The 22,807-nt window shown below is 74.7% G+C and carries 22 protein-coding genes; 13 read left to right on the plus strand and 9 right to left on the minus strand.

Going from position 1 to position 22,807, the window contains the following annotated elements:
- The first annotated feature begins 50 nt into the window (after positions 1-50).
- Positions 51-986, plus strand: coding sequence for an alpha/beta hydrolase (locus tag ACZ47G_RS15260; RefSeq protein WP_465742701.1), 936 nt, complete (start codon positions 51-53; stop codon positions 984-986).
- A complete protein-coding gene (locus tag ACZ47G_RS15265) occupies positions 983-2,269 on the plus strand; it encodes an aminotransferase-like domain-containing protein (RefSeq protein ID WP_465742703.1) in 1,287 nt (428 codons plus the stop codon). Before ACZ47G_RS15260 ends, ACZ47G_RS15265 begins: the two co-directional genes overlap by 4 nt.
- Positions 2,270-2,353: 84 nt before the next feature.
- Here ACZ47G_RS15265 and ACZ47G_RS15270 read toward each other — a convergent pair whose 3' ends face one another.
- The 4 genes from ACZ47G_RS15270 to ACZ47G_RS15285 form a co-directional block, all read right to left on the minus strand.
- A complete protein-coding gene (locus ACZ47G_RS15270) occupies positions 2,354-3,118 on the minus strand; it encodes an ABC transporter permease (protein WP_465742705.1) in 765 nt (254 codons plus the stop codon).
- A 42-nt stretch (positions 3,119-3,160) separates the two neighbouring features.
- On the minus strand, positions 3,161-4,135 hold the full coding sequence (locus ACZ47G_RS15275) for an ATP-binding cassette domain-containing protein (RefSeq protein ID WP_465742707.1): 975 nt from the start codon (positions 4,133-4,135) through the stop codon (positions 3,161-3,163).
- 175 nt (positions 4,136-4,310) lie between these two features.
- Complete coding sequence (locus tag ACZ47G_RS15280) at positions 4,311-5,459, minus strand: glycosyltransferase (protein WP_465742709.1); 1,149 nt, start codon at positions 5,457-5,459, stop codon at positions 4,311-4,313.
- On the minus strand, positions 5,456-5,719 hold the full coding sequence (locus tag ACZ47G_RS15285; protein WP_465742711.1) for a hypothetical protein: 264 nt from the start codon (positions 5,717-5,719) through the stop codon (positions 5,456-5,458). Before ACZ47G_RS15285 ends, ACZ47G_RS15280 begins: the two co-directional genes overlap by 4 nt.
- 220 nt (positions 5,720-5,939) lie before the next feature.
- On the opposite strand from ACZ47G_RS15285, the gene ACZ47G_RS15290 reads away from it, so the two are divergent.
- The 5 genes from ACZ47G_RS15290 to ACZ47G_RS15310 all read left to right on the plus strand — a co-directional run bounded on the left by ACZ47G_RS15290 (position 5,940) and on the right by ACZ47G_RS15310 (position 10,679).
- On the plus strand, positions 5,940-6,872 hold the full coding sequence (locus ACZ47G_RS15290; RefSeq protein WP_465742713.1) for a 3-oxoacyl-[acyl-carrier-protein] synthase III C-terminal domain-containing protein: 933 nt from the start codon (positions 5,940-5,942) through the stop codon (positions 6,870-6,872).
- 92 nt (positions 6,873-6,964) lie between these two features.
- The gene (locus ACZ47G_RS15295; RefSeq protein ID WP_465742715.1) at positions 6,965-7,255 is read left to right on the plus strand and encodes a phosphopantetheine-binding protein; all 291 of its coding nucleotides are present in this window, start codon (positions 6,965-6,967) and stop codon (positions 7,253-7,255) included.
- Positions 7,256-7,259: 4 nt separating this feature from the next.
- Entirely contained in the window at positions 7,260-8,048 is a 789-nt protein-coding gene (locus ACZ47G_RS15300; protein WP_465742717.1) for a hypothetical protein, read from the plus strand.
- On the plus strand, positions 8,045-8,722 hold the full coding sequence (locus ACZ47G_RS15305; protein ID WP_465742719.1) for a 4'-phosphopantetheinyl transferase family protein: 678 nt from the start codon (positions 8,045-8,047) through the stop codon (positions 8,720-8,722). Before ACZ47G_RS15300 ends, ACZ47G_RS15305 begins: the two co-directional genes overlap by 4 nt.
- A gap of 100 nt (positions 8,723-8,822) precedes the next feature.
- A complete protein-coding gene (locus ACZ47G_RS15310; protein WP_465742721.1) occupies positions 8,823-10,679 on the plus strand; it encodes a condensation domain-containing protein in 1,857 nt (618 codons plus the stop codon).
- A gap of 30 nt (positions 10,680-10,709) precedes the next feature.
- Here the strand turns inward: ACZ47G_RS15310 and ACZ47G_RS15315 are convergent, their stop codons facing one another.
- Positions 10,710-11,387, minus strand: a complete 678-nt coding sequence (locus ACZ47G_RS15315) for a hypothetical protein (protein WP_465742723.1) — start codon at positions 11,385-11,387, stop codon at positions 10,710-10,712.
- A gap of 140 nt (positions 11,388-11,527) precedes the next feature.
- Positions 11,528-12,166 (minus strand): RNA polymerase sigma factor, encoded by a 639-nt coding sequence (locus ACZ47G_RS15320; protein WP_465742725.1) that lies wholly within the window; start codon positions 12,164-12,166, stop codon positions 11,528-11,530.
- Between the two features lie 224 nt (positions 12,167-12,390).
- On the opposite strand from ACZ47G_RS15320, the gene ACZ47G_RS15325 reads away from it, so the two are divergent.
- From ACZ47G_RS15325 to ACZ47G_RS15345, 5 genes are all read left to right on the plus strand, one after another.
- Positions 12,391-13,194 carry an SAM-dependent methyltransferase gene (locus ACZ47G_RS15325; protein ID WP_465742727.1) on the plus strand — a complete coding sequence of 268 codons (804 nt, stop codon included), beginning with the start codon at positions 12,391-12,393 and terminating at the stop codon, positions 13,192-13,194.
- Between the two features lie 237 nt (positions 13,195-13,431).
- The gene (locus ACZ47G_RS15330) at positions 13,432-13,857 is read left to right on the plus strand and encodes a DUF2690 domain-containing protein (protein WP_465742729.1); all 426 of its coding nucleotides are present in this window, start codon (positions 13,432-13,434) and stop codon (positions 13,855-13,857) included.
- Between the two features lie 128 nt (positions 13,858-13,985).
- Positions 13,986-14,957 carry a hypothetical protein gene (locus ACZ47G_RS15335; RefSeq protein WP_465742731.1) on the plus strand — a complete coding sequence of 324 codons (972 nt, stop codon included), beginning with the start codon at positions 13,986-13,988 and terminating at the stop codon, positions 14,955-14,957.
- Positions 14,950-15,858: an SDR family NAD(P)-dependent oxidoreductase gene (locus ACZ47G_RS15340; RefSeq protein ID WP_465742733.1), complete on the plus strand. Its 909-nt coding sequence runs from the start codon at positions 14,950-14,952 to the stop codon at positions 15,856-15,858. Before ACZ47G_RS15335 ends, ACZ47G_RS15340 begins: the two co-directional genes overlap by 8 nt.
- On the plus strand, positions 15,855-16,595 hold the full coding sequence (locus tag ACZ47G_RS15345) for a polysaccharide deacetylase family protein (RefSeq protein ID WP_465742735.1): 741 nt from the start codon (positions 15,855-15,857) through the stop codon (positions 16,593-16,595). The genes ACZ47G_RS15340 and ACZ47G_RS15345 overlap by 4 nt, the downstream gene beginning before the upstream one ends.
- Before the next feature lie 179 nt (positions 16,596-16,774).
- Here the strand turns inward: ACZ47G_RS15345 and ACZ47G_RS15350 are convergent, their stop codons facing one another.
- Genes ACZ47G_RS15350 through ACZ47G_RS15360 form a run of 3 tightly spaced genes read right to left on the minus strand, consistent with a single transcriptional unit; the run spans position 16,775 to position 19,973 of the window.
- On the minus strand, positions 16,775-17,854 hold the full coding sequence (locus ACZ47G_RS15350; protein WP_465742737.1) for an MGDG synthase family glycosyltransferase: 1,080 nt from the start codon (positions 17,852-17,854) through the stop codon (positions 16,775-16,777).
- Between the two features lie 12 nt (positions 17,855-17,866).
- Positions 17,867-18,808: an NAD-dependent epimerase/dehydratase family protein gene (locus ACZ47G_RS15355; protein WP_465742739.1), complete on the minus strand. Its 942-nt coding sequence runs from the start codon at positions 18,806-18,808 to the stop codon at positions 17,867-17,869.
- Positions 18,809-18,848: 40 nt separating this feature from the next.
- Positions 18,849-19,973, minus strand: coding sequence for a DegT/DnrJ/EryC1/StrS family aminotransferase (locus tag ACZ47G_RS15360; protein WP_465742741.1), 1,125 nt, complete (start codon positions 19,971-19,973; stop codon positions 18,849-18,851).
- Between the two features lie 389 nt (positions 19,974-20,362).
- Here ACZ47G_RS15360 and ACZ47G_RS15365 point away from each other — a divergent pair, with 389 nt between their 5' ends.
- On the plus strand, positions 20,363-22,567 hold the full coding sequence (locus ACZ47G_RS15365; protein WP_465742743.1) for an MMPL family transporter: 2,205 nt from the start codon (positions 20,363-20,365) through the stop codon (positions 22,565-22,567).
- The last annotated feature ends 240 nt before the right edge of the window (positions 22,568-22,807 follow it).

A 22,807-nucleotide genomic window follows, 5' to 3' on the forward strand; every position in this document is an offset into this window, starting at 1 on the left:
CCGAACCGCCGCCGAAGCCCGCCGAACCGCCGCCGAACGGACCACCACCCATGCCCCTGCACCCCCAGGCCGAGGCCGTGCGCGCCCACCGCGCGCGCAGCGGCGCCCCGCCGCTCTACACCCTCACCCTCGCCGAGGCCCGCGCCGCCGACCTCGCCGACATCCGGGCCGCGGCCGGCGCCCCCGAACCGGTCGCCGCCGTCGAGGAGCACCGCATCCCCGGCCCCGGCGGCGAACTCGCCCTGCGGCTCTACCGGCCCGAGCCGCCCGGCCGCCCGTTGCCCGCCCTGCTCTACCTGTTCGGCGGCGGCTGGACCCTCGGCTCGGTCGACACCAGCGATGCGATCTGCCGCCGGCTGACCAACGCCGTCGGCTGCGTCACCGCCTCCGTCGGCTACCGGCTGGCCCCCGAACACCCCTTCCCCGCCGCCCTGCACGACTGCCGTGCCGCGCTCCACCGACTCGTGGACCGTTCAGCGGAGTTCGGCATCGACCCGGACCGGATCGCGGTCGGCGGGGACAGCGCCGGCGGCAACCTCACCGCCGCCCTCACCCTGCTGCTGCGCGCCGAGGGCGGCCCGGCGCTGCGCCACCAGCTGCTGGTCTACCCCAACACCGACCACGCCGCCGACACCCCCTCGCTGCGCGAACACGACGACCCGCTGCTGTTCAACCGCCGCTCAGTGGCCTGGTACTGGGGCCACTACCTGGCCGACCCGGCCGACGGCGCCGCCCCGTACGCCTCCCCGCTGCGCGCCGCCGACCTCTCCGGCCTGCCGCCCGCGACGGTCCTCACCGCCGAGTACGACCCGCTGCGCGACGAGGGCGAGCGGTACGCCGAGGCGCTGCGCGCGGCCGGCGTCCCGGTGGAACTGCGCCGCTACCCGGGCGTGCCGCACGGCTTCTTCGCCATGACCGGCACCCTGGACGCCGCCGCCGAGGCCCAGGCCCACGCCGCCACCCGACTGCGGGAGGCCCTGCGGTGACCCTGCGCCTGGAAGACCTGCACGGCTCGCTCGCCGACCCGCTGCTGGACGCGATGACCTTCCTCAACGAGGTCACCACCCGCTACCCGGAGGCCGTATCCTTCGCCCCCGGCCGCCCCTACGAGGGCTTCTTCGAACCCGAGGACGTCCCCGCCTACCTGGACGCCTTCCTCGACCACCTGGCCGACCGCGGCCTCGACCGGGACGCCGTGCGCACCGCGCTGTTCCAGTACGGCCCCACCAAGGGCATCATCGCCGAGCTGGTCGCCCGCACCCTCACCAACGACGAGGGCCTCACGGTGGCTCCCGAGGCCCTGGTACTCACCGTCGGCGCCCAGGAGGGCATGCTGCTCGCCCTGCGCGCGCTGTGTGCCGGCCCCGAGGACGTGCTGCTGGTCAGCTCGCCCTGCTACGTCGGCGTCACCGGCGCCGCCCGGCTGCTCGACCTGACCACCCTGCCCGTCCCGGAGGGCCCCGGCGGCGGCCCCGACCCGGAGGCCGTCCGCGCCGCCGCCCGGTCCGTCCGGGCCGGGGGTAGGCGTCCGCGCGCCCTGTACGTCGTCCCGGACTTCGCCAACCCCTCCGGCACCAGCATGCCGGTCGAGGCCCGCGGCCGACTGCTGGACGCGGCCGCCGAGGAGGACCTGCTGGTCATCGAGGACAACCCGTACGGCTTCTTCGCCCGCACCCCGGGCCTGCGGCCCACCCTGAAGGCGCTGGACCGCCGCCGCCAGGTCCTCTACCTGGGCTCCTTCGCCAAGACCTGCTTCCCCGGCGCCCGGGTCGGCTACGTCGTCGCGGACCAGGAGGTGGCCGGGCCGGGCGGTCGGCGCAGCCTGCTGGCGGACGAACTGGCCAAGCTGAAGAGCATGACGACGGTCAACACCCCGGCGCTCAGCCAGGCCGTCATCGGCGGCATGCTGCTCGCCCACGACTGCAGCCTGCGGTCCGCCAACGCCCGCGCCACGGCCCACTACGCGGCCGGCATGGACACTCTGCTCCGGGAGCTTGAGCGGCACTTCCCGGCCTCCGAGCAGCGCCGACTGGGCGTCTCCTGGAACCGGCCGGAGGGCGGCTTCTTCGCGGTGCTGACGGTGCCGTTCCGGGCCGACGACGCGGCCATGGAGCGCTGCGCCCGCGAGTACGGGGTGCTGTGGACGCCGATGGCGCCGTTCTACCCGGCGGGCGGCGGGGAGCACCGGCTGCGGCTCTCCATCAGTTCACTGACGCAGGCTCAGATCATCGAAGGTGTCGGCAAGTTGGCGTCGTTCATGACGGCTTGAAAAGCGTCCGCAGGGGCCCGGCTCGCCGTCACGAGCCGGGCCCCTGCTGCCAGGGCCTGTCCGGGGACGGACAGGCCCTGGCCGTCAGCGCACCCGGGTGGAGAACAGCCGCGCGGACCAGTACACCGCCACCGCGGTCATCAGCACGACCACCAGCAGCCCCTGCCAGACCGCGGCGTCCCCGGCGTGCCCGGAGAACAGCGCGCGCATGCCCTCCACCGCCCAGTAGAAGGGGTTCCACCTGGCGAGCTGCTGCAGCCACTGCGGTGCCAGGGTGAGCGGCAGCAGCACCCCGGAGAGCAGCGCGATCGGCTGGGCGATGGTGTTCACCACCGGCGACATCGCGGCGTCGGTGGGCACCATCAGCGCGATGCCGAAGGAGATCGCCGAGGTCATCAGGGCCAGCAGGCCCAGCAGCAGGTAGGCGAGCAGCAGGTTCAGCGGGCTGACCCGCAGGCCGAACGGCAGCGCGATCAGGGTGATCAGGACGGCCTGCACCAGCAGCGCCACCATCTCCCGCAGCGCCCGGCCGAGCAGGAGCGCCAGCCGGCTGACCGGGGTGACCCGGGAGCGCTCGATGATCCCGGCCTTGAGCTCGCCCAGCAGGCTGAAGCCGGTGAACAGCCCGCCGAAGATGCAGAGCACCGCCAACAGGCCCGGCACGTACACCTGGTAGGCGTCGGCGTAGCTGCTCGCGCCCTGCGGGGCGAGCACCTTCTTCAGCAGCGGGGCGAACAGGAGCAGGTAGAACACCGGCTGGATGATGCCGACGGCGATCCAGATCGGGGTGCGGATCATGAGCAGCAGCTGGCGCTGGAGGACCAGCCAGGTGTCGCGGGCGAGCTTCACGGTCTCCCCAAGGGGTCGGGCCGGCAGGGCGGTCGGGCTGGGTCAGGACTGCTGCAGCGAGCGGCCGGTGCGGGCCAGGAACACGTCGTCCAGGCTGGGCCGTTGGAGCTGGACGGTACCGGGCGTGACCCCCGCCGCCTCCAGGGCGCGCAGCAGCCGCGGGATGGCGGCCGCGCCGTCCTCCAGGTACAGCCGCAGCCCCTCCTCGCCGTTGGTCTCCAGCCGGTGCAGGTACGGCTGGGGGCGCAGCACCTCGGCCGCGCGCTCGGCGACGTCCTCGCCGGGGGCGAGCCCGAGCAGCACCACGTCGCCGGAGATCTCGCGCTTGAGCGCCGTGGGCGTGCCCTCGGCCACCACCTGGCCGTGGTCGACGATGGCGACCCGGTCGCAGAGCGCGTCGGCCTCGTCCAGGTAGTGGGTGGTGACGACCACGGTCATGCCCTCGGTGCGCAGCCGGCGGATCTCCTCCCAGAGGTGGGCCCGGCTGGCCGGGTCCAGCCCGACGGTGGGCTCGTCCAGGAACAGCACCTGCGGCTGGTGGATCACCCCGAGGGCGATGTCCACCCGGCGGCGCTGGCCGCCGGAGTAGGTGGCGCACGGGCGGTCGCCGAAGTCGCCCAGGTCGAAGGCCTTGAGGGCGTCCGCGGCGGCCTGGACGGCCGGTGCCTTGGCGGAGCCGTACAGCCGGGCCTGGAGCACCAGTTCCTCGCGGGCGCTGACGTTGTCGGTGGTGCCGCCGCCCTGGGCGACGTAGCCGATCCGGCGGCGGACCCCGGCCGGGTCCTTGACCAGGTCGGCCCCGGCGATGGTGGCCCGGCCGCCGTCCGGGCGGATCAGGGTGGCCAGCATGCGCAGGGTGGTGGTCTTCCCGGCGCCGTTGGGGCCGAGGAAGCCGTAGATCTCGCCGGCGGCGACGGACAGGTCGATGCCGCGGACGGCGTCGACGGTGGGGTCCTCGCCGCTGCGGCGGGAGGTCTTCTTGCGGTAGGACTTGCGCAGTCCCGCGGTCTCGATCAACCGGAACTCCCGTACGGGGATGGGCTGCCACGGCACCCGGGGACCGGGCCGGCTCGGCGCCTGTGCAGGCGGTGTTGCTGCGACACCCTAGGGGCGGACCCCACCCGGAGACAATGGCCTAGACCAATGGACGTGTGATCCGCTCTTCTGCTAAAGGGGTTCACCCAAGGGGGGTTCACGGCGCCAGCGCCGCCAGCCGGTCCGCCGCGACGGCCGCCCCGCCGCCCGCCAGCAGTTCGCGACCGACCTGAACCGCCCTGGCCCGGTAGTCCGTTGCTCCGAGTACGGCGGTCAGCGCCGCCGCCAGCCGCTCGGGCGTCACCCGGGCGAACGGCACCCGCAGGCCCGCCCCGGCCGCCGCCACCTGCGCGGCGACGAACGGCTGGTCGTGCCGGATCGGCGCGGTCACCAGCGGCACCCCGTGCGCCAGCGCCTCGCCCACGGTGTTCATCCCGCCGTGGCAGAGCACCGCGTCCAACTCGCCGCGCGCCAGCAGCTCCAGCATCGGCGCCCGGTCCACCGCCACGGAGTGCGGCGGCAGTTCGGGCAGCAGCTCGCGCGGCGCGGCGAACACCGGCTGCACCTGCGGGCCGCACAGCTCCAGCGCCCGGGCGGCCCGGGCGAGGAAGTCCGCCCCCAACTCGCCCGCCAGCGTGCCCATGGTGACCAGCACCCGCCGCCGCCCGGGCAGCAGCCGCTGCCAGGGGAAGTCCGGGTCGTGCGGGCGCGCCGAGAGCACCGGGCCGACCAGCGCGTGCTGCGGCGGCGGGGTGCTCCCGGTCAGCGCCGGCCCGGTGGTGGCCAGCACCAGGGCGGGGGAGAAGCGCGGGTCCAGGTACTCCTCGGCGGGCAGCCGGGCCCGCTCCCACAGTCCGCGCAGCAGCCCGGTCATCCACGCCTCGACCTGCGGCAACGCCCGGTAGGGGCGGCCCAGTTCCATCGCCCCGGGCGCGAAGCCGGCCCACGGCACGCCGTGCCGGTGGGCCACCAGCGCGCCCGCCGGGGTGTGCTGGTCGACCAGCAGGACGTCCGGCCGGTACTCCCGCACGATGGTGTCCAGCGGCTTCGCGGTGAACCGCGCGTACGGGACGATGAAGCCCTCCCAGAGCGAGCGCAGCGCCGCCAGGCCGTGCCCGCCCTGGGCGCGGAAGGCCCGGGTGCCGGTGCCGAGCACCTGCGCGTCCGGGCCGAGCAGCGGCCGCAGCACCGACTCCGTGCCGGTCCAGGCGACGTGGTGGCCGCGCGCGGTCAGTTCGGCGGCGATGCCCGCCGCCGGGTTGACGTGCCCGGTGAGCGGGGGCATCACCAGCAGGAACCGGCTCATCGTCCGTCCTCCTCGGGGAGCAGGGCCTGGAGGTCGGCCACGGTGAGCGCTTCGAGGGCGGCGAGGTCCAGCCGGGCGCGCAGGCCGGCCAGGTCGGCGGCCGGGCCGAAGCGTTCGGGCAGCCGGGCGGCCAGCTCGGCGAGTTCGCACTCGTCCAGCAGCAGGTCGCCGTCCAGTCGGGCGTCCGGGGTCAGCCGGTGCTCCCAGCCGGGCGGCGCGGTGGCCACCTCGGCCAGCAGGGCGGCCAACGTCGGATTCAACGGGGCGGCTGTGCGGGGCGGTTCACGATCTGGCAAGGGAGTTTCTCCCGTCCGGTCGACGGTGCACGATGGTGGGGCGCGGTGGCCCCGGTGCCCCGGAGGGGGCGGCCGCTCGAGCGCCCGGCCGAGGGGGCCGGGACCGTGACGGCTGGGGCGGGCGCGAAGGAGAAGGGCCCGAGATCACTTGTGCGACCAGGCGGGCGTCGGAATACTAGCCCGGGTGACCGCACTGGAGGCAGTGGCCGTTCACCTCCCCCCGACCGCCGTTCCCATCGAGGCGGTGGGCGAGCGCATCGGCCTGACCCCACGTCAACTCCGTCTCTTTCGCCGCTTCCACGGCTTGGACCAGCTGCGACTGGATCCGACCGGGAGGCTGCCCGACCTGCTCGACGCAACCCTCGACGCCCTGCCGGAGCTGCGCGGACGCGAGCGGCACGTCCGCTTCGTGATCCACGCCCGCAGCATGCCGGTGGCCGTGCCCTACCCGCTCAACCCCTTGCACCAGTTGCTCGCCGAGCGCGGACTGGCGCACGCGAACGCCTTCACCGTCACCCACCACGCCTGCGCGGTGGGCCTGTTGGCCATCGACCTGGCCGGCCGGCTGCTGGCCGGCGACCCCGATCCGCGGGCGGTCGCGCTGGTGCTGGCGGGGGAGAAGACCTTCACCAAGGACGCCCAGGTGGTGCCGGAGACCGGAATCTTCGCCGAGGGGGCCGCCGCCTGCCTGGTCAGCGCGGACGGGCCGCGGCACCGGGTGCGCTCCTTCGCGGTGCGCCAGCGCCCGGAGTTCGACGGCCGGTTGGCCGGGGACGCCGAGCTGCTCGCCCGCTACCAGCGCGAGTACCCGAACGTCATGGTGGAGGCCATCGAGGCCGCACTCGACGAAGCCGGTCTGGACCTCTCCCAGCTGGCCGCGGTGCTCCCGCACAACGTCAACCAGGCATCCTGGCGGATGATAGCGCGCCGGATCGGCTATCCGCTGGAGAAGGTGGTGCTGGACAACGTGCTGTCGGTCGGGCACAGTTTCGCTGCAGACAGCCTCATCAATCTTCACACCGCCACCACGCGGGGGCTGATCCGCCGCGGCGACCACTACCTGATCGCCGCCGCCGGCGTCGGGGCCACCTTCTCCGCGATGGTGATGCGGTACTGACGATCCGTCAGTCCGAGACTCGAACCCCCGAGCGCGCTTCCCCCGTAGTGAACACCAGAGCACACTTCCACGTACGACGGGACGGGACACCCATGTCAGAACCCGTGGTCCAGACCACTGACCCCGAACTGCGCGAGCGCATCCTGCACGGCATCGGCGAACTGCTGCCGCGCGTGCTCAAGCGCGAACTGCCCGAGATCCCGGCAGACGCCTGCCTGTTCGACGACCTCGGCCTCACCTCGGCCGGCACCATCGAACTCATCCTGGAACTCGAGGAGACGCTCGACATCCAGGTCGACGTCGAGCAGATCACCGAGGACGACCTGCGGTCGGTCACCAAGCTGGCCGACTACGTCGCCGGGCACCTCATCGCCGAGGACTGACCGGGTGGCCGCCGGTTCCCCCGCTCCTCCCGGTCTGCGGATCACCCGGGCCCTGGCCCGGTGCTTCGACGGCCGCTCGGAGACCTCGCTCGACCCCGACCTGCGGGTCTTCGTCTCCGACCTGGTCCGCCCGTACGGCCTGGCGCTGCGCGAGGACCTGCTGAGCGAGGGCGTCGGCCACTCCTACGAGGAGCTGGCCGCCGGCCTGCTGGGCGAGGCAGTGGCCGAGGACGAGCCGGTGGACCTGCTGATCCTCGCCTTCGACACCCCGGACGTGCGCCCCGGCGCACCGTCCTCGCTCGCGCTCAGCCGCTCCGTCCCGGGCGAACCGCTGGCCTTCGCGGTCTGCGACCAGGGCGGCGCCGCGGCCTTCACCGCGCTGCGGCTGGCGGCCGACTACCACCGCACCGGAGCCTGCCGCCGGGCCGTGGTGGTGCTGGCCGAGCAGACCGCGCTGCACTACGAGCCGGCCGAACCGGTGGCGCTGCCGCAGCGGCACGCCGCGGTGGTGCTGGTCTGCGAGGAGGCGCCGGGCGCCGGGTTCACGGTGCGGCAACTGCCCGGCACCGACCGGCCGGAACCCGTGGTCCTGGCCCGGGTGGCGGAGCTGGGCCCCGAGGCGGCCGTACTGGACGCGACCGGGGCCGGGTGCGGCCCGCCCGCCCAGCCCTTCACCGGCCTCTGGGCGCAGCTCGCCGAGCGGTTGCCCGAGTGGCGGGAGCAGCAGCGGCCACTGCTGCTGGCCGGGCTGGACCGCCGGCTCGGGGTGCTCAGCGTGCTGGTGCAGCCGTGACCGGGCTCGAACTCCGGCTGATCCCCACCGACCAGCCGCCGGACGTGGTCGCCCGGCTGTGGCGGACCCTGGACGCCGAGGAACAGGCTCGCGCAGTACGGGCGGACGCGCTGCGCCGCGGCCGCTTCACGGTGGTGCGCGGCGCCGTCCGACAGCTGGTCGCCGAACGGCTGGGCGTCCGCCCGGCCGAGGTGGTCTGGCGGCGGGGGCCGCAGGGCAAGCCGGAGCCCGTGGGCGCGGGCGGGCTGCGGGTGAACTGGTCGACCGCGGACTCCCTGGCCGTGCTGGCCCTCACCGAGGGCCGGGCGGTCGGCGTCGACGTGGAGCGGCTGGGGGAGGCCCGGTCGGCCGAGCGGATGGCCGCCCGCTGGTTCCCCTTCGAGGAGGCGCGCTTCGTCGCGGAGCCCGCCGAACCCGCGGAGCGGGCGGCGCGGTTCGCCGCGCTGTGGTGCCGCCGGGAGGCGTGTGTGAAGGCGTACGGCGGCCGGCTGACGCAGGCGTTCGGGGTGTCGGTGGCGGGCGGCTCCCCGCTGCTGCTGGCCGATCCGGGTCCGCTCGGGGCCGGCCCGGTGGGGCTGTGCGACGTGCTCGTCCCGGAGCCGTTCCGGGCCGCCGTGGCCACCGTCGGCGGCTGTCCGGATTACATCAACTCCACTGTGTGGCAACCAAATTGACTACCGATCAGTTCGCCTGGACGATCACCGGCGAGCGCTGGTAGCGTCCGGCCGTATCCCCCGCTGAGACCCTTCCGGCGAGCCGAGAGGCACGTACGACGTGACTGCGCACCACGATGCACCGCATGCCGCGGCACCGCACGACGAGGCACCGCACGAAGAGGCACCGCTCGACCGGACACCGCCGACTGCGGCGCTGCCGGATCTGCCCCGGGGCGGCCGGCTGGTCACCGTCCGCTTCGCCGCGACCAGCGGCGGCTCGGGCCCGCTCACCCGCGGCCAGGACAACATGATCCGGTGCATCCGGCGCGACGCCCCCGAGCAGATCAACAAGGAGTCGGTCTGGCCCGTCCCGCCCGGCACCTCGCCCGCCGCCGGGCTGAACGCCCTGCGACTGCTGGTCGAACGGCACGAGTCGCTGCGGACGTCCTTCCCGCCCGGCTCCGGCCCGGACGCCTTCCCGGAGAGCCAGGTGGTGCACGGGGACGGCCGGTTCACCGTCACCGTGGTCGAGACCGAGGGCCTGGCCGGCCATGAACTCGACACCCTGGCAGCGCGGTTGGGGCAGGATGACGTCGCCGTCCCGCTGGCACTGACCGCCGTTCCGAGGATCCGCTTCACCTTGGTGAGCGAGGGGCCGCGACTGCTCCGGCTGATCGCCGTGGTGTGCCACGCCGGCGCCGACGGCGCCGCCACCGCCCTGCTGATCCAGGACTGGTACGCCCTGGCCGCCGGGAAGGAACTCCCGCCGGTCACCGCCCCGACCCCGATCCAGATCGCCGCCGCCGAGCAGAGCCCGCAGGGCCGGCGCCGGGCCGGCGGCGCGCTGCGGCACTGGGCGAAGGTGCTGGGCTCCGGCCCGCAGGTGGTCTTCGCCGACTCCCGGATCACCGGCCCGCCGGACGGGCACGGGGCCCTGCTGGTCCGCGCCCGCGGCGCGGCCGCCGACCTCGCCGCGGTCTGCCGCCGCACCGGCGCCAGCCCCTCCGTCGTCCTGCTCGCCGCCTTCTCCGCGCTGGTCGCCCACCGGGCCGACCGCACCGAGCTGGCCATCGCGGCGCTCTCCGCCAATCGGCAGCGCGCCGCCCTGCTCGACCACGTCGGCACCCTCGCCCAGGACGCCCTGATCCTGCTGGACACCGGCGCCGAGGACCTCGACCAGCTGATCGGGCGCGCCAAGTCCGCCTCGCTGAGCGCCTACTGGCACAGCGTCCTGGACGCCGAGCAGATCTGGCAACTGGTGGAGGACGCCGCCCACGTGCGCGGCTCCCGGTTCGCCCGCCAGGTGGTGGTCAACGACCTGAGCCTCACCATCCCCGCCGCCGTCGCCGACGCCCAGCCGGTGCCGAGCGCGGACCCGGAGCTCTCCGCGCTGCCCGCCCCGCCGCTGCCGGTCCGACTGATGTTCACCATCCTGCGGATCAGCGGCAGCCTGGACTTCGCCCTGATCGCCTGCCCCCAGGTGCTCGACGCCGAGGAGACCGAGGCTTTCGCCCAGGCCCTGCTCGCCCTCCTCGCGGCGGCCGCCGAGGGGCCCGTCCCGCTCACCGCGCTGCCCGGGGCGCCCGGCCCGCCGGCGTCCGGACGGGACGGCGGCCGGGAGGGCGACTGGCAGCTCGTCGACGGTTCCCGGGTCGACCTGACGGCCGTCCGCACCCTGCTGGACGCCGCCCTGGACACAGCCCTGGACACAGCCCTGGCCACAGCCCTGGACCCGGCCGAGGCGCGGCGGATCACCGTCGAGGAAGGACGGTTGACCGTCGACCTGACCACCACCGACCCCCGGCTGACCCCCGCCGAGGTACACCGCGCGGTGGTCGCCGCACTGCCCGGCCGGGACACCGCGATCGCGCCGCAGCACTACCGGATCCGCTACCGGGGCCCGGACGGCGAGCGGCTCGACGCCGGCAGCGGCCGCGATCCGGAGGTCGTCGCCCGGTTCGCCGCACTCACCTGAACGTGGGACGGAGGGGCCGCCGGGCCGCCCTCACCCCCACGGGTCCGCCCCGCCCTCCCGGCCGGCCTCGCCGAACCCCCACGGCGGCTCCCAGGAACACGCCGCGGTGGCCCCGGAGGTGAGCCCCCACGGGTTCGGCACCTCCTGTGCCTCCTGCTCGTCCCCGTCCTGCAACGGCAGCCGGTCGATCACCGCGACCAGTGCGGGCGGCAGTTGGGGTGCCAGCCCCCGGTGCACCCGGGACAGGATGTCGCGCCGCACGTCCTCCGGCAGCAGCGGTCGGCTCATTCGCAACGTCCGTGGCCCGGGCGGCCGTTCGGCCGTGGACAGCTGTTCGGACCAGGCTCGCCAGTAGTCGGCGTCGTCCGTCTCGCCGAGCTTCAGGTGGTGCAGATGGAGGCAGTAGGCGGCCGTCCCGCTGCCGGAGCCGGCCGCGAAGCGCCACCAGAACTCGGCGCCCTCCTCCTTGCCGGTGGCGTACAGCAGGGCGCCGAACACCTCCGCTCCCTCCGGCTGGATCCGGCGCGCGTTGACCAGCAGGTCGAGCCCCCGGGAGGCGCACGGCGCGCCCAGCACCAGGGCGACCACCAGGCCGAGTTCGAAGGCGGCCTGCTCGTGCTCGGAGGGCAGGTGGGCCGGGGCGGCGGTCAGTCGGGCCTGACGCACGGCCGCGATCCGCTCGGCGTGGGCGCGTTCGGGCCGGGGCACGCGGAACACCGTGCGCCCCCCGTTCGCCGCGCCCGCCCCGCTCGGCCTGTTCGCCGCGCCCGCCCCACTCGCCGCGTCCGCCCCGTCAGCCCTGTTCGCCGCGCCCGCCCCGTCCGCCGGCCCGGCCCGCCGGTCCGCGGTCATGCTTCGCCGCCCTGGTCCGGCAGTTCGCCCACCCCGAGCCGGCGCGCCAACCGCTCCCGGGCGTGCCGGAGGTTGGAGTGCACCGTCGCCACCGGCCGGCCCAGGTACGCCGCGATCACCTTGGTGTGCAGGCCCAGCAGGTAGCGCAGGATCACCACGTCCCGCTGCCGGTCCGGCAGTTCGAGGATCGCCGCGTACAGCCGCACCTCGTCCGCCTCGCTGTGCAGCAGTCCGTCGGCGACCTGCTTGAACGCCCCGATCACGGCCGCGAAGGTGACGGCCTCCACCTCGACCGGCTCCTCGGCCGACACCCAGTCCCCGACGTGCCGGTTCGCCAACCGCCAGGCGTACGCGGCCGGTTCCTCGAACCGCAGCACCTGCGGCCAGCAGCGGGCCAGATCGGCTTTGACCGCCTCGACCACCAGCATCGCGTCGGCCTGGCTGCCTATCCTGGTCAACGCGAGGGCGTGCCACGCGGGTTCATGGGTCTCGCAGAACGCGGCGTAGGTGAGGTCCAGGCGCAGGCCCGCCTCCATCATCACCACCGCCGCCCGCTCCGCCACGGCCGCGCCGGCCTGCTCAACCGCCGTCCCTCCGCGGTACCCGCGCGCCGGGGCACCCCTGTCGATCGTCATCGAGCCTGCTTTCCGTGGCCGCCGGCTGCTCACCGGGCCACTCGAGGGTCGGGCTGTCCGCGCCCATCCTCATTCCACCAGGCCGGTCACTCCATGCTGCAAAGCGAATACAGATTGTCATCCCATCCGATCCAGGGGCTGGATCAGGCCACCGGGGCGACGATTGGCCCCCCGGTACGGTGGGCAGCAATCGGACCGTAACCGCGATGCCGAGGGGGAGCGCGATGAGCCTCTACGACGGGGTCGACCTGCGGCTGAACGTGCCGCACTCGGCCCGGATGTACGACTACTACCTCGGCGGCTTCACCAACTTCGCCGCCGACCGCGAGGCCGCCGGCCACGTCCTCGCCGTCGCCCCCTGGCTGCGCGAGGCCGCCCGCGCCAACCGCTCCTTCGTGCACCGCTCCACCCGCACCCTCGCCCGGGCCGGCATCGACCAGTTCCTGGACATCGGCACCGGCATCCCCACCTCGCCCAACCTCCACGAGGTCGCCCAGAGCGTCCGGCCCGGCGCCCGGGTCGTCTACGCCGACAACGACCCCATCGTCCTCACCCACGCCCAGGCCCTGCTCACCGGCACGCCCGAGGGCCGCACCGCCTACGTCGAGGCCGACGTCACCGACCTGGACGGGCTGCTCGCCGCACCCGGCCTGCGCGAGACCATCGACCTGAGCCGCCCGGTCGCGCTCTCCCTCAACGCGCTGTTCCACTTCGTCCCCGACGCCCGCGGCGCCCACGAACTGGTCGAACACCTCAAGTCCGTGCTCGCGCCCGGCAGCGCCCTGGTGATGACCCACGTCACGCCCGACTTCGCCCCCGAGGAGATCCGCCGGATCGTCGGTATCTACCAGGCCGCCGGCACCGCCGCCCAGGCCCGCACCCGCGCCGAGTTCACCCGCTTCTTCGACGGCTGGACCCTCCTGCCGCCCGGCGTCGTCCCCACCCCGCACTGGCGGCCCCGCCCCGACGATCCGGCCGTTTCGGCCTCCGACGCCTCCGCCTACGCGGGCGTGGCACTCCGGCCCTGAGCACGGGCTTCCCGCCCGGCCGGCGAACCGCCCGAGCGGCGAACCGTCCGAGCGGCGAACCGTCCGAGCGGCCACCGCCTGCCCCGCCTGCCCCGCCGTCCCCGGTCTTTCCCGGTCGTCCCGGGATCGGCCCGGGACGACCGGGGACGGAGAGGGACGGACTTCACCGGTGTCAGGGTGTGAGCGGGCGGCGCCGACGGGGCGCACGCCACACCCTTCACCCACTCGGGGACCACCATGAAGCTCTCCCTGCGGAACGCCGTGTCCGCGGCCTCCACCCTGGCGCTCGTCGCCTCGGGCCTGCTGTTCGCCTCGGGTTCGGCCTCGGCCGCCACCTCCTGCTACGCCGACAGCTGCACGGGCCTCGACCCGGCCAACACCATCTGCCAGAACGACGCGCGGACCGTCGCCTACACGGCTCCCGACGGTGACGCGGAACTGCGCTACAGCCCGACCTGCCGTGCCGCCTGGGCGCGCGCGACCGGTGGCAGCTACGGCGGCACCCAGATCACGATCCGGGTCGAGAACAACAAGGGCGCGTCGTACAGCGCCGTGTACAACGGCAACGGCACGATCTACACCCGGATGGTCAACGACAAGGACATCCAGTCCCGGGCCTACTTCCAGTACGACAACAACTGGGGGTACTCGGAGTGGTACTGACCGGCCCGCGGGCCGTCACGGCGGCCCCGCAAGCGCCGGCCTGACGGCCCCGGCGGCCCACCCGTGCGCCCGCGCCGCCGCGGCCCCAGACTGGGTGGTGAACCGCCGCCGCCCCGCGAGGGAGACGCATGCTGCTGGGACTCACCACCGCGCTGGTCGCCACCGTCTGCTTCGGCTTCGGGGCGGTGTTCCAGGCGCGCGGGGCGCGGTCGGCGCCGCGCGCGGACCGGGTGCGGGCGGGGCTGCTGGCCGCGCTGCTGCGGTCCTGGCAGTTCATCCTCGGGACGGTCCTGGACATCCTCGGCTTCGTGCTGAGCATCGTGGCCCTGCGCAGCCTGCCGCTGTTCCTCGTCCAGGCCGTCACCAATGCCAGCCTGGCCGTCACCGCCCTGGCCGCCGTCTGGCTGCTGGGCGCGCGGCTGCGCCCGGGCGACCTCGGGGGCATCCTCGCGGTGGTCGTCGGCCTCAGTCTGCTGGCGCTGGGCTCAGGCGAGGAGGGCCGGGAGTACGCCCCGGCGGCCTTCCACTGGGCGCTGCTGGCGACCACCGTCGTGATGCTGCCGGCCACCCTGGTGCTGGTGCGCCGGGAGGGCACCGCCGCTGCCGCCGGCCTGGGCCTGCTCGCCGGCGTCGGCTTCGGGATCACCAGCCTCGCGGTGCGCATCCTGGACGCGTCCGGCCTCACCGCCGTGCTCACCGACCCGGCCGCCTACGCCCTGGCGCTCGGAGGCCTGGGCGGCTACCTGGCGTACGCCCTCGCCCTGCAGCGCGGCACGGTGACGGCCGCGACCGCCGCCGGAACGGTCGCCGAGACCTTCGGCCCGGCCCTGGTGGGGGTGGTGTCGCTGGGGGACTCCGCGCGCCCGGGTTTCGCCTGGTGCGCCCTGACCGGCTTCGCGATCGCGGTCGGCGGAACGTTCCTGCTGTCCCGCTTCGGTGAACTGGAGGGCGAGTCCGCCGAACTGGCGGCCCCGCACCCGGACGGAGGCCGTGCCCGCCGTCCCGCCCCGGTAGCCCGGACGGCTCTGCCGTGCGAAGGTGACGTGCCGGACAAAACGGACGGCAGGACGCCCAGGGAGCGGCAGGTGCGCGATGGCTGAGGAAGCCACCACGGAGCAAGCCACCACGGAGCAAGCCACCACGGAGCAAGCCACCACGGAGCAAGCCACCACGGAGCAAGCCACCACGGAGCAAGCCACCACGGAGCAAGGCGCCACGGAGCAAGTCCGGGCCCGGCCCGGCCGGTCGGACCCGACCGCCCGCCCCGTCGCGCTGATCACCGGCGCCTCCTCGGGCATCGGCCTGGCCACCGCCACCCGGCTGGCCGACGCCGGCTGGCAGACCCTGCTCTCCGGCACCGACCGCGTCCGCCTCGACGCCCTCGCCGAGCGCACCGGCGGACACGCCCTGCCCGAGGACCTGAGCAAACCGGACGGCCCGGCCCGCCTCGCCGAGGCCGCGCTGGCCACCGCCGGCCGGGTGGACGCCCTGGTCGCCAGCGCCGGCCTGGGCTGGCGCGGCTCGTTCGCCGACACCCCCTCCGACATCCTCGACCGGATGATCGAGGTCAACCTCGCCGCCCCGCTGCGCCTGGTCCGCTTGCTGCTGCCGGGCATGCTGGAGCGCCGCCGCGGCCGGATCGTGCTGCTGGGCTCGATCGCCGGGCAGGTCGGCGTGCGCGACGAGTCCGGCTACTCGGCGACCAAGGGCGGGCTGGCGATGTTCGCCGAGAGCCTCTGGTACGAGCTGCGCGGCACCGGCGTCGGCGTCCGCCTCGTCCTGCCCGGCGCGGTGGACACCCCGTTCTTCGACCGGCGCGGCACCCCCTACCAGCGCGAACGCCCCCGCCCGGTCTCGGCGGAGCGGGTCGCGGCCACCGTGGTCGCGACCATCACCACCGAACGGGACCGCCTCTTCGTCCCGCACTGGCTCGGCTTCCCGGCCCGGATCCACGGGGTCGCCCCCGGCGTGTTCCGCCGGATGGCCGCCCGCTTCGGGTGAGCCCCGGAGCCAGGGCGCTGTTCGCGGCGGCCGCCGTCGAGTTGCTGCACCTCGCCCCGGCGGCGGTCCGCCTGCCGCCGGTGCGCCGCACCCTGGCCCGCCGCACCGCCGGCTACGGCACCGCCCCGGGCCACCTCGCCCTCACCTTCGACGACGGCCCCGACCCGCGCAGCACCCCGTACGTCCTCGACGCCCTGGACGAACTCGGCGCCCGCGCCACCTTCTTCCTGCTCGGTTCGATGCTGGAACGCGCCCCCGCGCTCGGCCGTGAACTTGTGCTGCGCGGCCACGAGGTGGCCGTGCACGGCTGGCACCACCGGCCGCAGTGGTACCCGGCCCCGGCCCGCGACCTGCGCGAACTGCGCCGCGCCACCGAGGCGGTGACCGACCTGTGCGGCGCCCGCCCGCTCTGGTACCGCCCGCCGTACGGTGTGCTGACGGCCGGTCCGGCACTGGCCGCCCGCCGCCTGGGCCTGCGCAGCGTGCTCTGGACCGCCTGGGGCCGCGACTGGACGGCCGCGGCCACCGGCGACTCCGTCTACGCGACCGCCCGCCCCGGCCTCACCACCGGTGCCACCCTCCTGCTGCACGACTCCGACTGCACCTCCGCGCCCGACTCCTGGCGCGCCACCCTGGCCGCCCTCCCACTGATCGCCGCCCACTGCCGCCGCCGCACCCTCACCATCGGCCCGCTCCGCGACCACGCCGTCCCGCATCTTGCCCGCGCCGCACGGTAGTTGGGACGATCGACGGGCCGCGCCCACCACCGTCCCGGGAACGGGCTCGCGCCACCTCGCCGCCGCACCGGGCACCCGGAGCCGTCGTACTTCCCGACCGCCATCCCCCGGGCCCTGTCCGGCAGGATCGGCCGGACGGGGCCCGGCGCCGACCGGGCGGTGGGCGGCCCCGGCGCGGGCTACCCCAGCCCGACCCGCTCCAGCGCCGCCCCGAACCCCTTCTGCCAGGCCTCCGGGGTGGCGCCCGGCGAGGGGTCGGGCTCCGGCCGGCCCAGCGCCGCGAGGGCGTTGCGGACCACCTCGGCCGGGCGGGCGGTGGCGACGTCGGCGTGGCCGAGCTCCAGTTCGTGCTGGAGGTTGTCCCGCCCGTGGCCCTGGACGACGTCGAGCAGCAGCAGCCGGCGCCCGATCGCCCGGGCCTCGCTACAGGTGTCGCCGGAGCTGGTGACGACCAGGTCGGCGGCGGCCATCAGGGCCGGGATCCGGTCGGTGTAGCCGAAGGCGTGCAGTCCCGGCTGGTGGCGGGCGGCCGCCCGCAGCCGCTGTTCGAGTTCCCGGTTGCGCCCGGCCACGGCGAGCACGTGCGGTCCGGCGGCGGCCAGCGAGGCGGCGGTGCGGGCGATCGGTCCGAGCCCCCAGGAGCCGGACATCAGCAGCACGCACCGGCCGTCCGCCGGCACGCCGAACTCGGCGCGGGCCGCCGCCCGGCCAGGCGGCCGGTAGAACGGCCGCCGCAGCGGCGCGGGGACGACGCACACCGGGGCGTCGGGCCGGTAGCGGCGCACGGCGCAGGCGGCCACCTCCGAGGTGACCAGGAACAGGTCGGTGCCCTCCTGCACCCAGAGCCGGTGCGGGGTGACGTCCGTGCAGAACACGAAGTGCCGGAAGTCCCGGCGCGGCAGCCGGTTGACCGCCGAGCTGGCGGTGGCGAACACCGAGATCACCAGCTCGGGGCGCTGCGCCGCGATCAGTTCGCCCAGCGCCGGGACGAGCCGGCTGCGCGCGGCCGCGTCGGCGAGCAGCGCGAGCCGGGCGCCCGGGCGCAGCGCGGCGAAGTGGAAGGCGTCGTAGACCCCGGGAAGGTCGAGCAGCCGCCGGAAGACGGCCTCCCCGGCGGCGCCCGACCGCTGGCCGAGCAGGGCCATGGCGTCCACGGTGCCGGTGGTCCAGCCGCGTTCGCGCAGGGTGTCCGCGCAGGCCTGGGCCATCACGTCGTGGCCCTGGCCGAGCGAGCCGGAGACCAGCAGGGCGTGCGGCATCGGGCGGCCCGGTCAGCCGGCGGCGGGTGCGGTGGCTGACCGGTACCAGTCGGCGTAGCGGTGCACGCCGTCGGCGAAGTTGGTCCTCGGCGACCAGCCGAGCAGCCGCTTGGCCTGGGCGGAGGAGATCCGCCGCCCGGTGTAGTCGGCCTTGCGGCCGTCGATGTGCTCGATGGTGACCGGGCCGAGCAGCCGGTCGACGGTGTCGGCGATGTCGCGCACCGAGACGGCTGTGGAGCCCTCCAGGGCGAAGGTCTGGTCCTCGGCACTGGGGGAGAGGGCCCGGACGTGGGCGTCGGCGAGGTCCTCGACGTAGACGAAGTTGCGGCTCTGCCGGCCGTCGCCGGCGATGGTGATCGGCCGTCCGGCCAGCGCCGCCTGGACGAACCGGGCGACGACCAGTTCGTCGCGCATCCGCGGACCGTACGGGATGCCGTAGCGCAGGATGGTGAAGTGCTGTCCGTACAGCTCGCGGTAGCTGTGCACGAGCATCTCGGCGGCGAGCTTGGTGGCCACGTACAGGTGCCCGCTGTGCTCCAGCTCGATCGGTACGTGTTCGTCCAACTCCTGTTCCCCACCGTCGAGTTGATCGTCGGTGAGGGCGGCGCCGTAGACCCACACGGTGCTCGCCAGGACGGTGCGGCTGAGCCCGCTGCGCCGGGCGGCCTCCAGCACCGCCTCGGTGCCGTCGATGTTGGTCCGCACCGCCCGGACGGGGTCCGCGGAGACCTGTTCGACGTCGGCCATCGCGGCGAGGTGGTAGACCACTTCGCTGCCGGCCAGCGCGGAGGTCAGCGCGGGCAGGTCGAGGACGTCGATCCGGGCGTGTTCGGCGTCGGGGTTGAGGTACTTGTCGGTGGTGTCCACGGCGAGGACTTCGTGCCCGGCCGCGATCAGGTGGTCCACGACGTGTGAGCCGATGAACCCGCAGCCACCGGTGACGGCTATCCGCACGGTCTTGCTCCTTTCGCGCCGGCTACCCGGCTCGCTCCCGCTACCCGGCCATCCGCCGGTGCACGGTCGAGACGGCCTCGATCACCAGCTCCGTCTCGTCCTCGGTCATGTCGGAGTGCACCGGCAGGCAGACCTGCCGGGCGCAGACGTCCTCGGCCACCGGCAGCGGCCCGCCCCGGTAGGGGGCGAGCACCGGCTGCAGGTGCAGCGGCAGGTCGTACACCTCGCCGGACAGCCGCACCCCGTACTCCTCGGCCACCGCCCGCTTGAAGGCCGCGCGGTCGACGCCGGGCGCCAGCAGCGCCACGTACTTGTAGTAGTTGCCGCGGCTGCCGGGCGGTTCGAGCACCGGTCGCAGCCCGTCGACGCCGGCCAGGGCGTCGTCGTAGCGGCGGGCGACGGCCCGGCGGGTCTCGATGAACTCCTTGAGCCGGCGCAGGTGCACCGCGCCGACGGCGGCGTGCAGTTCGCTCATCCGCCAGGAGTAGCCGAGCCGGACGTGGTGGTTGGTGCCGAAGGAGCCCTTGCCCTGGTCGCGGAAGATGTGCGCCTCGTCGCGCAGCTCCGGCGACTCGGTGAGGATCATGCCGCCCTCGCCGCTGGTGGTGACCTTGGTCGGGTAGAAGGAGAAGGCCCCGGCCAGGCCGAAGGTCCCGGCGGCGCGGCCGCCCAGGCTGCTGCCGTGGGCGTGCGCCGCGTCCTCGACGAGCGGGACGCCGTGCCGGTCGCAGAGCGCTCGCAGCGCGTCCACCTCCGGGGTGACCAGTCCGCCGATGTGGACGAGTACGACGGCTGCGGTATCCGGGGTGAGGGCCGCCGCGAGGGTCTCGGGGGAGAGCGCGAGGGTGGCCGGGTCGACGTCGGCGATCACCGGGCGGCCGCCCGCGTGGACCACCGCGCCGGCCGTGGCGTAGAAGGTGACGGCGGGGACGACCACGTCGCGGCCGCGGACGTCGACGGTGCGCAGGATGATCTCCAGCGCCGCCGTGCCGCTGCTCACCGCGACGGCGTGGGAGGCGCCGTGCTCGGCCGCGAAGGCCTGCTCGAAGCGCTCGGTCCACGGGCCGAGGGTCAGGGCGCCGGTGGTGAGCATCTCGCTCACGGCGTCGGCGACGGCCGCGCGGTCGTTCTCGTCGAACACGATGCGGGCGGCTGGCACACCCATGGGGCACCTCCGGCGGCGGGCTGTCATCAGCACCGATCGGGACGGGTCGGCCCGGACCGGATGGAAACGGTCAGGCCAGTGGCCCATCACGCTACTTCGACCGGACGGCCGCGGCCCGCCGTCACCGCCCGCACGGGTGACCCGCGACTGCTCCCGCCGCAGGCCACCGGCCGCCCCCGGCTGCTCCCGGGGGAGGCCGCGCGCTCCGCCGTACGGGGGAGGGACGTACTGCGTCCGCAGTACGCAAACGGCCTGCGCAGAGATGACGACGGAGGAGGGGGCGGTGATCAAGGATTGGCCATGCTGCGAGCGGACCGCCTCCGGGCATCCGTGACCCGCACCCGTCCCCGCCCGCATCTGCTTCCGAATCCGAAGGAGTCCGCTCTCCCGTGGCCACGTTCCTCTACCGCCTGGGCCGATGGGCCTTCGTCCGGCGCCGGCTGGTGACCCTGCTGTGGGTCGCCGTGCTGGCGCTCGCCGGAGTCCTGGCGGCCAAGGCGCCCGCCGCACCCGACGACGGATTCTCGATGCCCGGCACGGAGGCGCAGAAGGCCTTCGACCTGATGAACGAGCGCTTCCCCGGCGGCCACGCCGACGGCGCCTCGGCCCGTCTGGTGTTCGTCGCGCCCTCCGGCCAGAAGATCACCGCCGGGCCGAGCCAGCAGGCCGTCGAGAAGACGGTCGCCGAGCTCGCCCACGGTGAGCAGGTCACCGGCGCGGTGGACCCGTTCAAGATGCCGGGCGCCGTCTCCAAGGACGGCTCGACGGCCTACGCGACGGTCAACTACTCCGCCAAGGCGGGCGAGGTCTCCAAGGGCGCCACGGACGCGCTCCAGCAGGCCGCCCAGCACGGCCGGGACGCCGGGCTCAAGGTCGAGATCGGCGGCAACGCGCTGATGGCCAAGCCCGACGCGGGCGGCAGCAGCGAGGCGATCGGCATGGCGCTGTCCGCGGTCGTCCTGGTGATCACCTTCGGTTCACTGGTCGCCGCCGGCCTGCCGTTGCTCACCGCCGTGATCGGCGTCGGCCTCGGCATGTCGCTGATCACCGCGTTCGGCAGCGCGCTCGGACTCTCCTCGACCACCGGCACGCTCGCCATGATGCTCGGCCTCGCGGTCGGCATCGACTACGCCCTGTTCATCGTCTCCCGCTACCGGGCCGAGCTCGCCGAGGGCCGCACCCCGCAGGAGGCGGCCGGCCGGGCCATCGGCACCGCCGGATCCGCGGTGGTCTTCGCCGGCCTCACCGTGGTGATCGCCCTCGCCGGGCTCTCCGTGGTCGGCATCCCGATCCTGGCCAAGATGGGCATGGCCGCCGCCGGGACGGTCGTCATCGCCGTGCTGGTCGCGCTCACCCTGGTGCCCGCGCTGCTCGGCTTCATCGGCCGCCGGGCCCTGCCCCGCAAGGTCCGCAAGGCCCAGGGCACGCCGCAGCCGGCCGGCGCGAAGGAGAACGGCGGCGCCCGCTGGGCCCGGTTCATCGTGCGCCGCCCGCTCGGGGTGCTGCTGCTCGGCGTGGTCGGCCTCGGCGTGCTCGCCGCCCCCGCGCTCGACCTGCGGCTCGGCCTGCCCGGCGACGAGGCCAAGCCCACCTCCACCACCCAGCGCCGGGCCTACGACCTGCTGTCCGAGGGCTTCGGCCCCGGCTTCAACGGCCCGCTGACCGTCCTGGTGGACGTCAAGGGCACCGCGGACCCGAAGGCCGCCGCCGGTGAGGTCGCCAAGGCCGTCTCCGGCGTGCCCGGAGTGGTCACCGTGACGCCGCCGATGTTCAACAAGGCGGGGGACACCGCCCTGGTCAACGCCATCCCGGCGACCGGTCCGGCCGAGGCCGCGACCAAGGACCTGGTCCACACCATCCGCGGCCAGGCGGCCGGGCTCAAGGCCTCCACCGGGGCGACGGTGCTGGTCAGCGGTACGACGGCGATGAACATCGACGTCTCGCAGAAGCTCAGCGACGCGCTGGTGCCCTACCTCGCGGTGGTCGTCGGCCTCGCCGTCCTGCTGCTGCTGGTGGTCTTCCGCTCCGTCCTCGTCCCGGTCAAGGCGGCGCTCGGCTTCCTGCTCTCGGTGGCCGCCGCGCTGGGCGCGGTCGTCGCGGTGTTCCAGTGGGGCTGGCTGGCCGACCTGATCGGCGTGGAGCAGACCGGCCCGGTGATGAGCATGATGCCGATCTTCATGATCGGCGTGGTCTTCGGCCTCGCCATGGACTACGAGGTGTTCCTGGTCACCCGGATCCGTGAGGCCTACGTCCACGGCGAGGAGCCGGGCGAGGCCATCGTCACCGGCTTCCGGCACAACGCCCGGGTGGTCACCGCGGCCGCCTTCATCATGATCGCCGTCTTCGCGGGCTTCATCGGGATGAGCGAGCCGATGATCAAGATGATGGGTCTGGGCCTCGCCGCCGCCGTCGCCTTCGACGCCTTCGTGGTCCGGATGACGATCGTCCCGGCCGTCCTCGCCCTGCTCGGCCGCCGCGCCTGGTGGCTGCCGGGCTGGCTCGACCGCCTGATACCCGACGTCGACGTCGAGGGCAGCAAGCTGCACACCGCCGCCCCCGAACCGGCCCCGGTCAAGGAGTCGGTCACCGTCTAGGGCCGGAGAGGGCCTGGGTCCGGCACCACCTGGTGCCGCCCGACGGCCATCGGCCCCGGTACCGACCGGCCCGGCCCGAGCACCCCTCGGGCCGGGCCCGGAACCACCCGGACCGGGCCGCCCACCCAGGCGGCCCGGTCCGGCACCGGTCGGCTCGGACACCGGTTCGAGCCCCAACCGTTACCGTTGCTGTCGGGGCCGCCGCCCGCGCGGAGGCCCCCACCCGGCGCTCCGCACCCC

Source organism: Kitasatospora sp. NPDC030952, assembly GCF_055571335.1.

What these genes read in the sequence shown, in the direction of transcription:
- ACZ47G_RS15335 (WP_465742731.1), top strand. Translation starts at nt 13,986, where the DNA reads ATGCTGCTGGGACTCACCACCGCGCTGGTCGCCACCGTCTGCTTCGGC.
- ACZ47G_RS15360 (WP_465742741.1), bottom strand. Translation starts at nt 19,973, where the DNA reads ATGGGTGTGCCAGCCGCCCGCATCGTGTTCGACGAGAACGACCGCGCG.
- ACZ47G_RS15325 (WP_465742727.1), top strand. Translation starts at nt 12,391, where the DNA reads ATGAGCCTCTACGACGGGGTCGACCTGCGGCTGAACGTGCCGCACTCG.
- ACZ47G_RS15320 (WP_465742725.1), bottom strand. Translation starts at nt 12,166, where the DNA reads ATGACGATCGACAGGGGTGCCCCGGCGCGCGGGTACCGCGGAGGGACG.
- ACZ47G_RS15340 (WP_465742733.1), top strand. Translation starts at nt 14,950, where the DNA reads ATGGCTGAGGAAGCCACCACGGAGCAAGCCACCACGGAGCAAGCCACC.
- ACZ47G_RS15350 (WP_465742737.1), bottom strand. Translation starts at nt 17,854, where the DNA reads ATGCCGCACGCCCTGCTGGTCTCCGGCTCGCTCGGCCAGGGCCACGAC.
- ACZ47G_RS15260 (WP_465742701.1), top strand. Translation starts at nt 51, where the DNA reads ATGCCCCTGCACCCCCAGGCCGAGGCCGTGCGCGCCCACCGCGCGCGC.
- ACZ47G_RS15280 (WP_465742709.1), bottom strand. Translation starts at nt 5,459, where the DNA reads ATGAGCCGGTTCCTGCTGGTGATGCCCCCGCTCACCGGGCACGTCAAC.
- ACZ47G_RS15295 (WP_465742715.1), top strand. Translation starts at nt 6,965, where the DNA reads ATGTCAGAACCCGTGGTCCAGACCACTGACCCCGAACTGCGCGAGCGC.
- ACZ47G_RS15330 (WP_465742729.1), top strand. Translation starts at nt 13,432, where the DNA reads ATGAAGCTCTCCCTGCGGAACGCCGTGTCCGCGGCCTCCACCCTGGCG.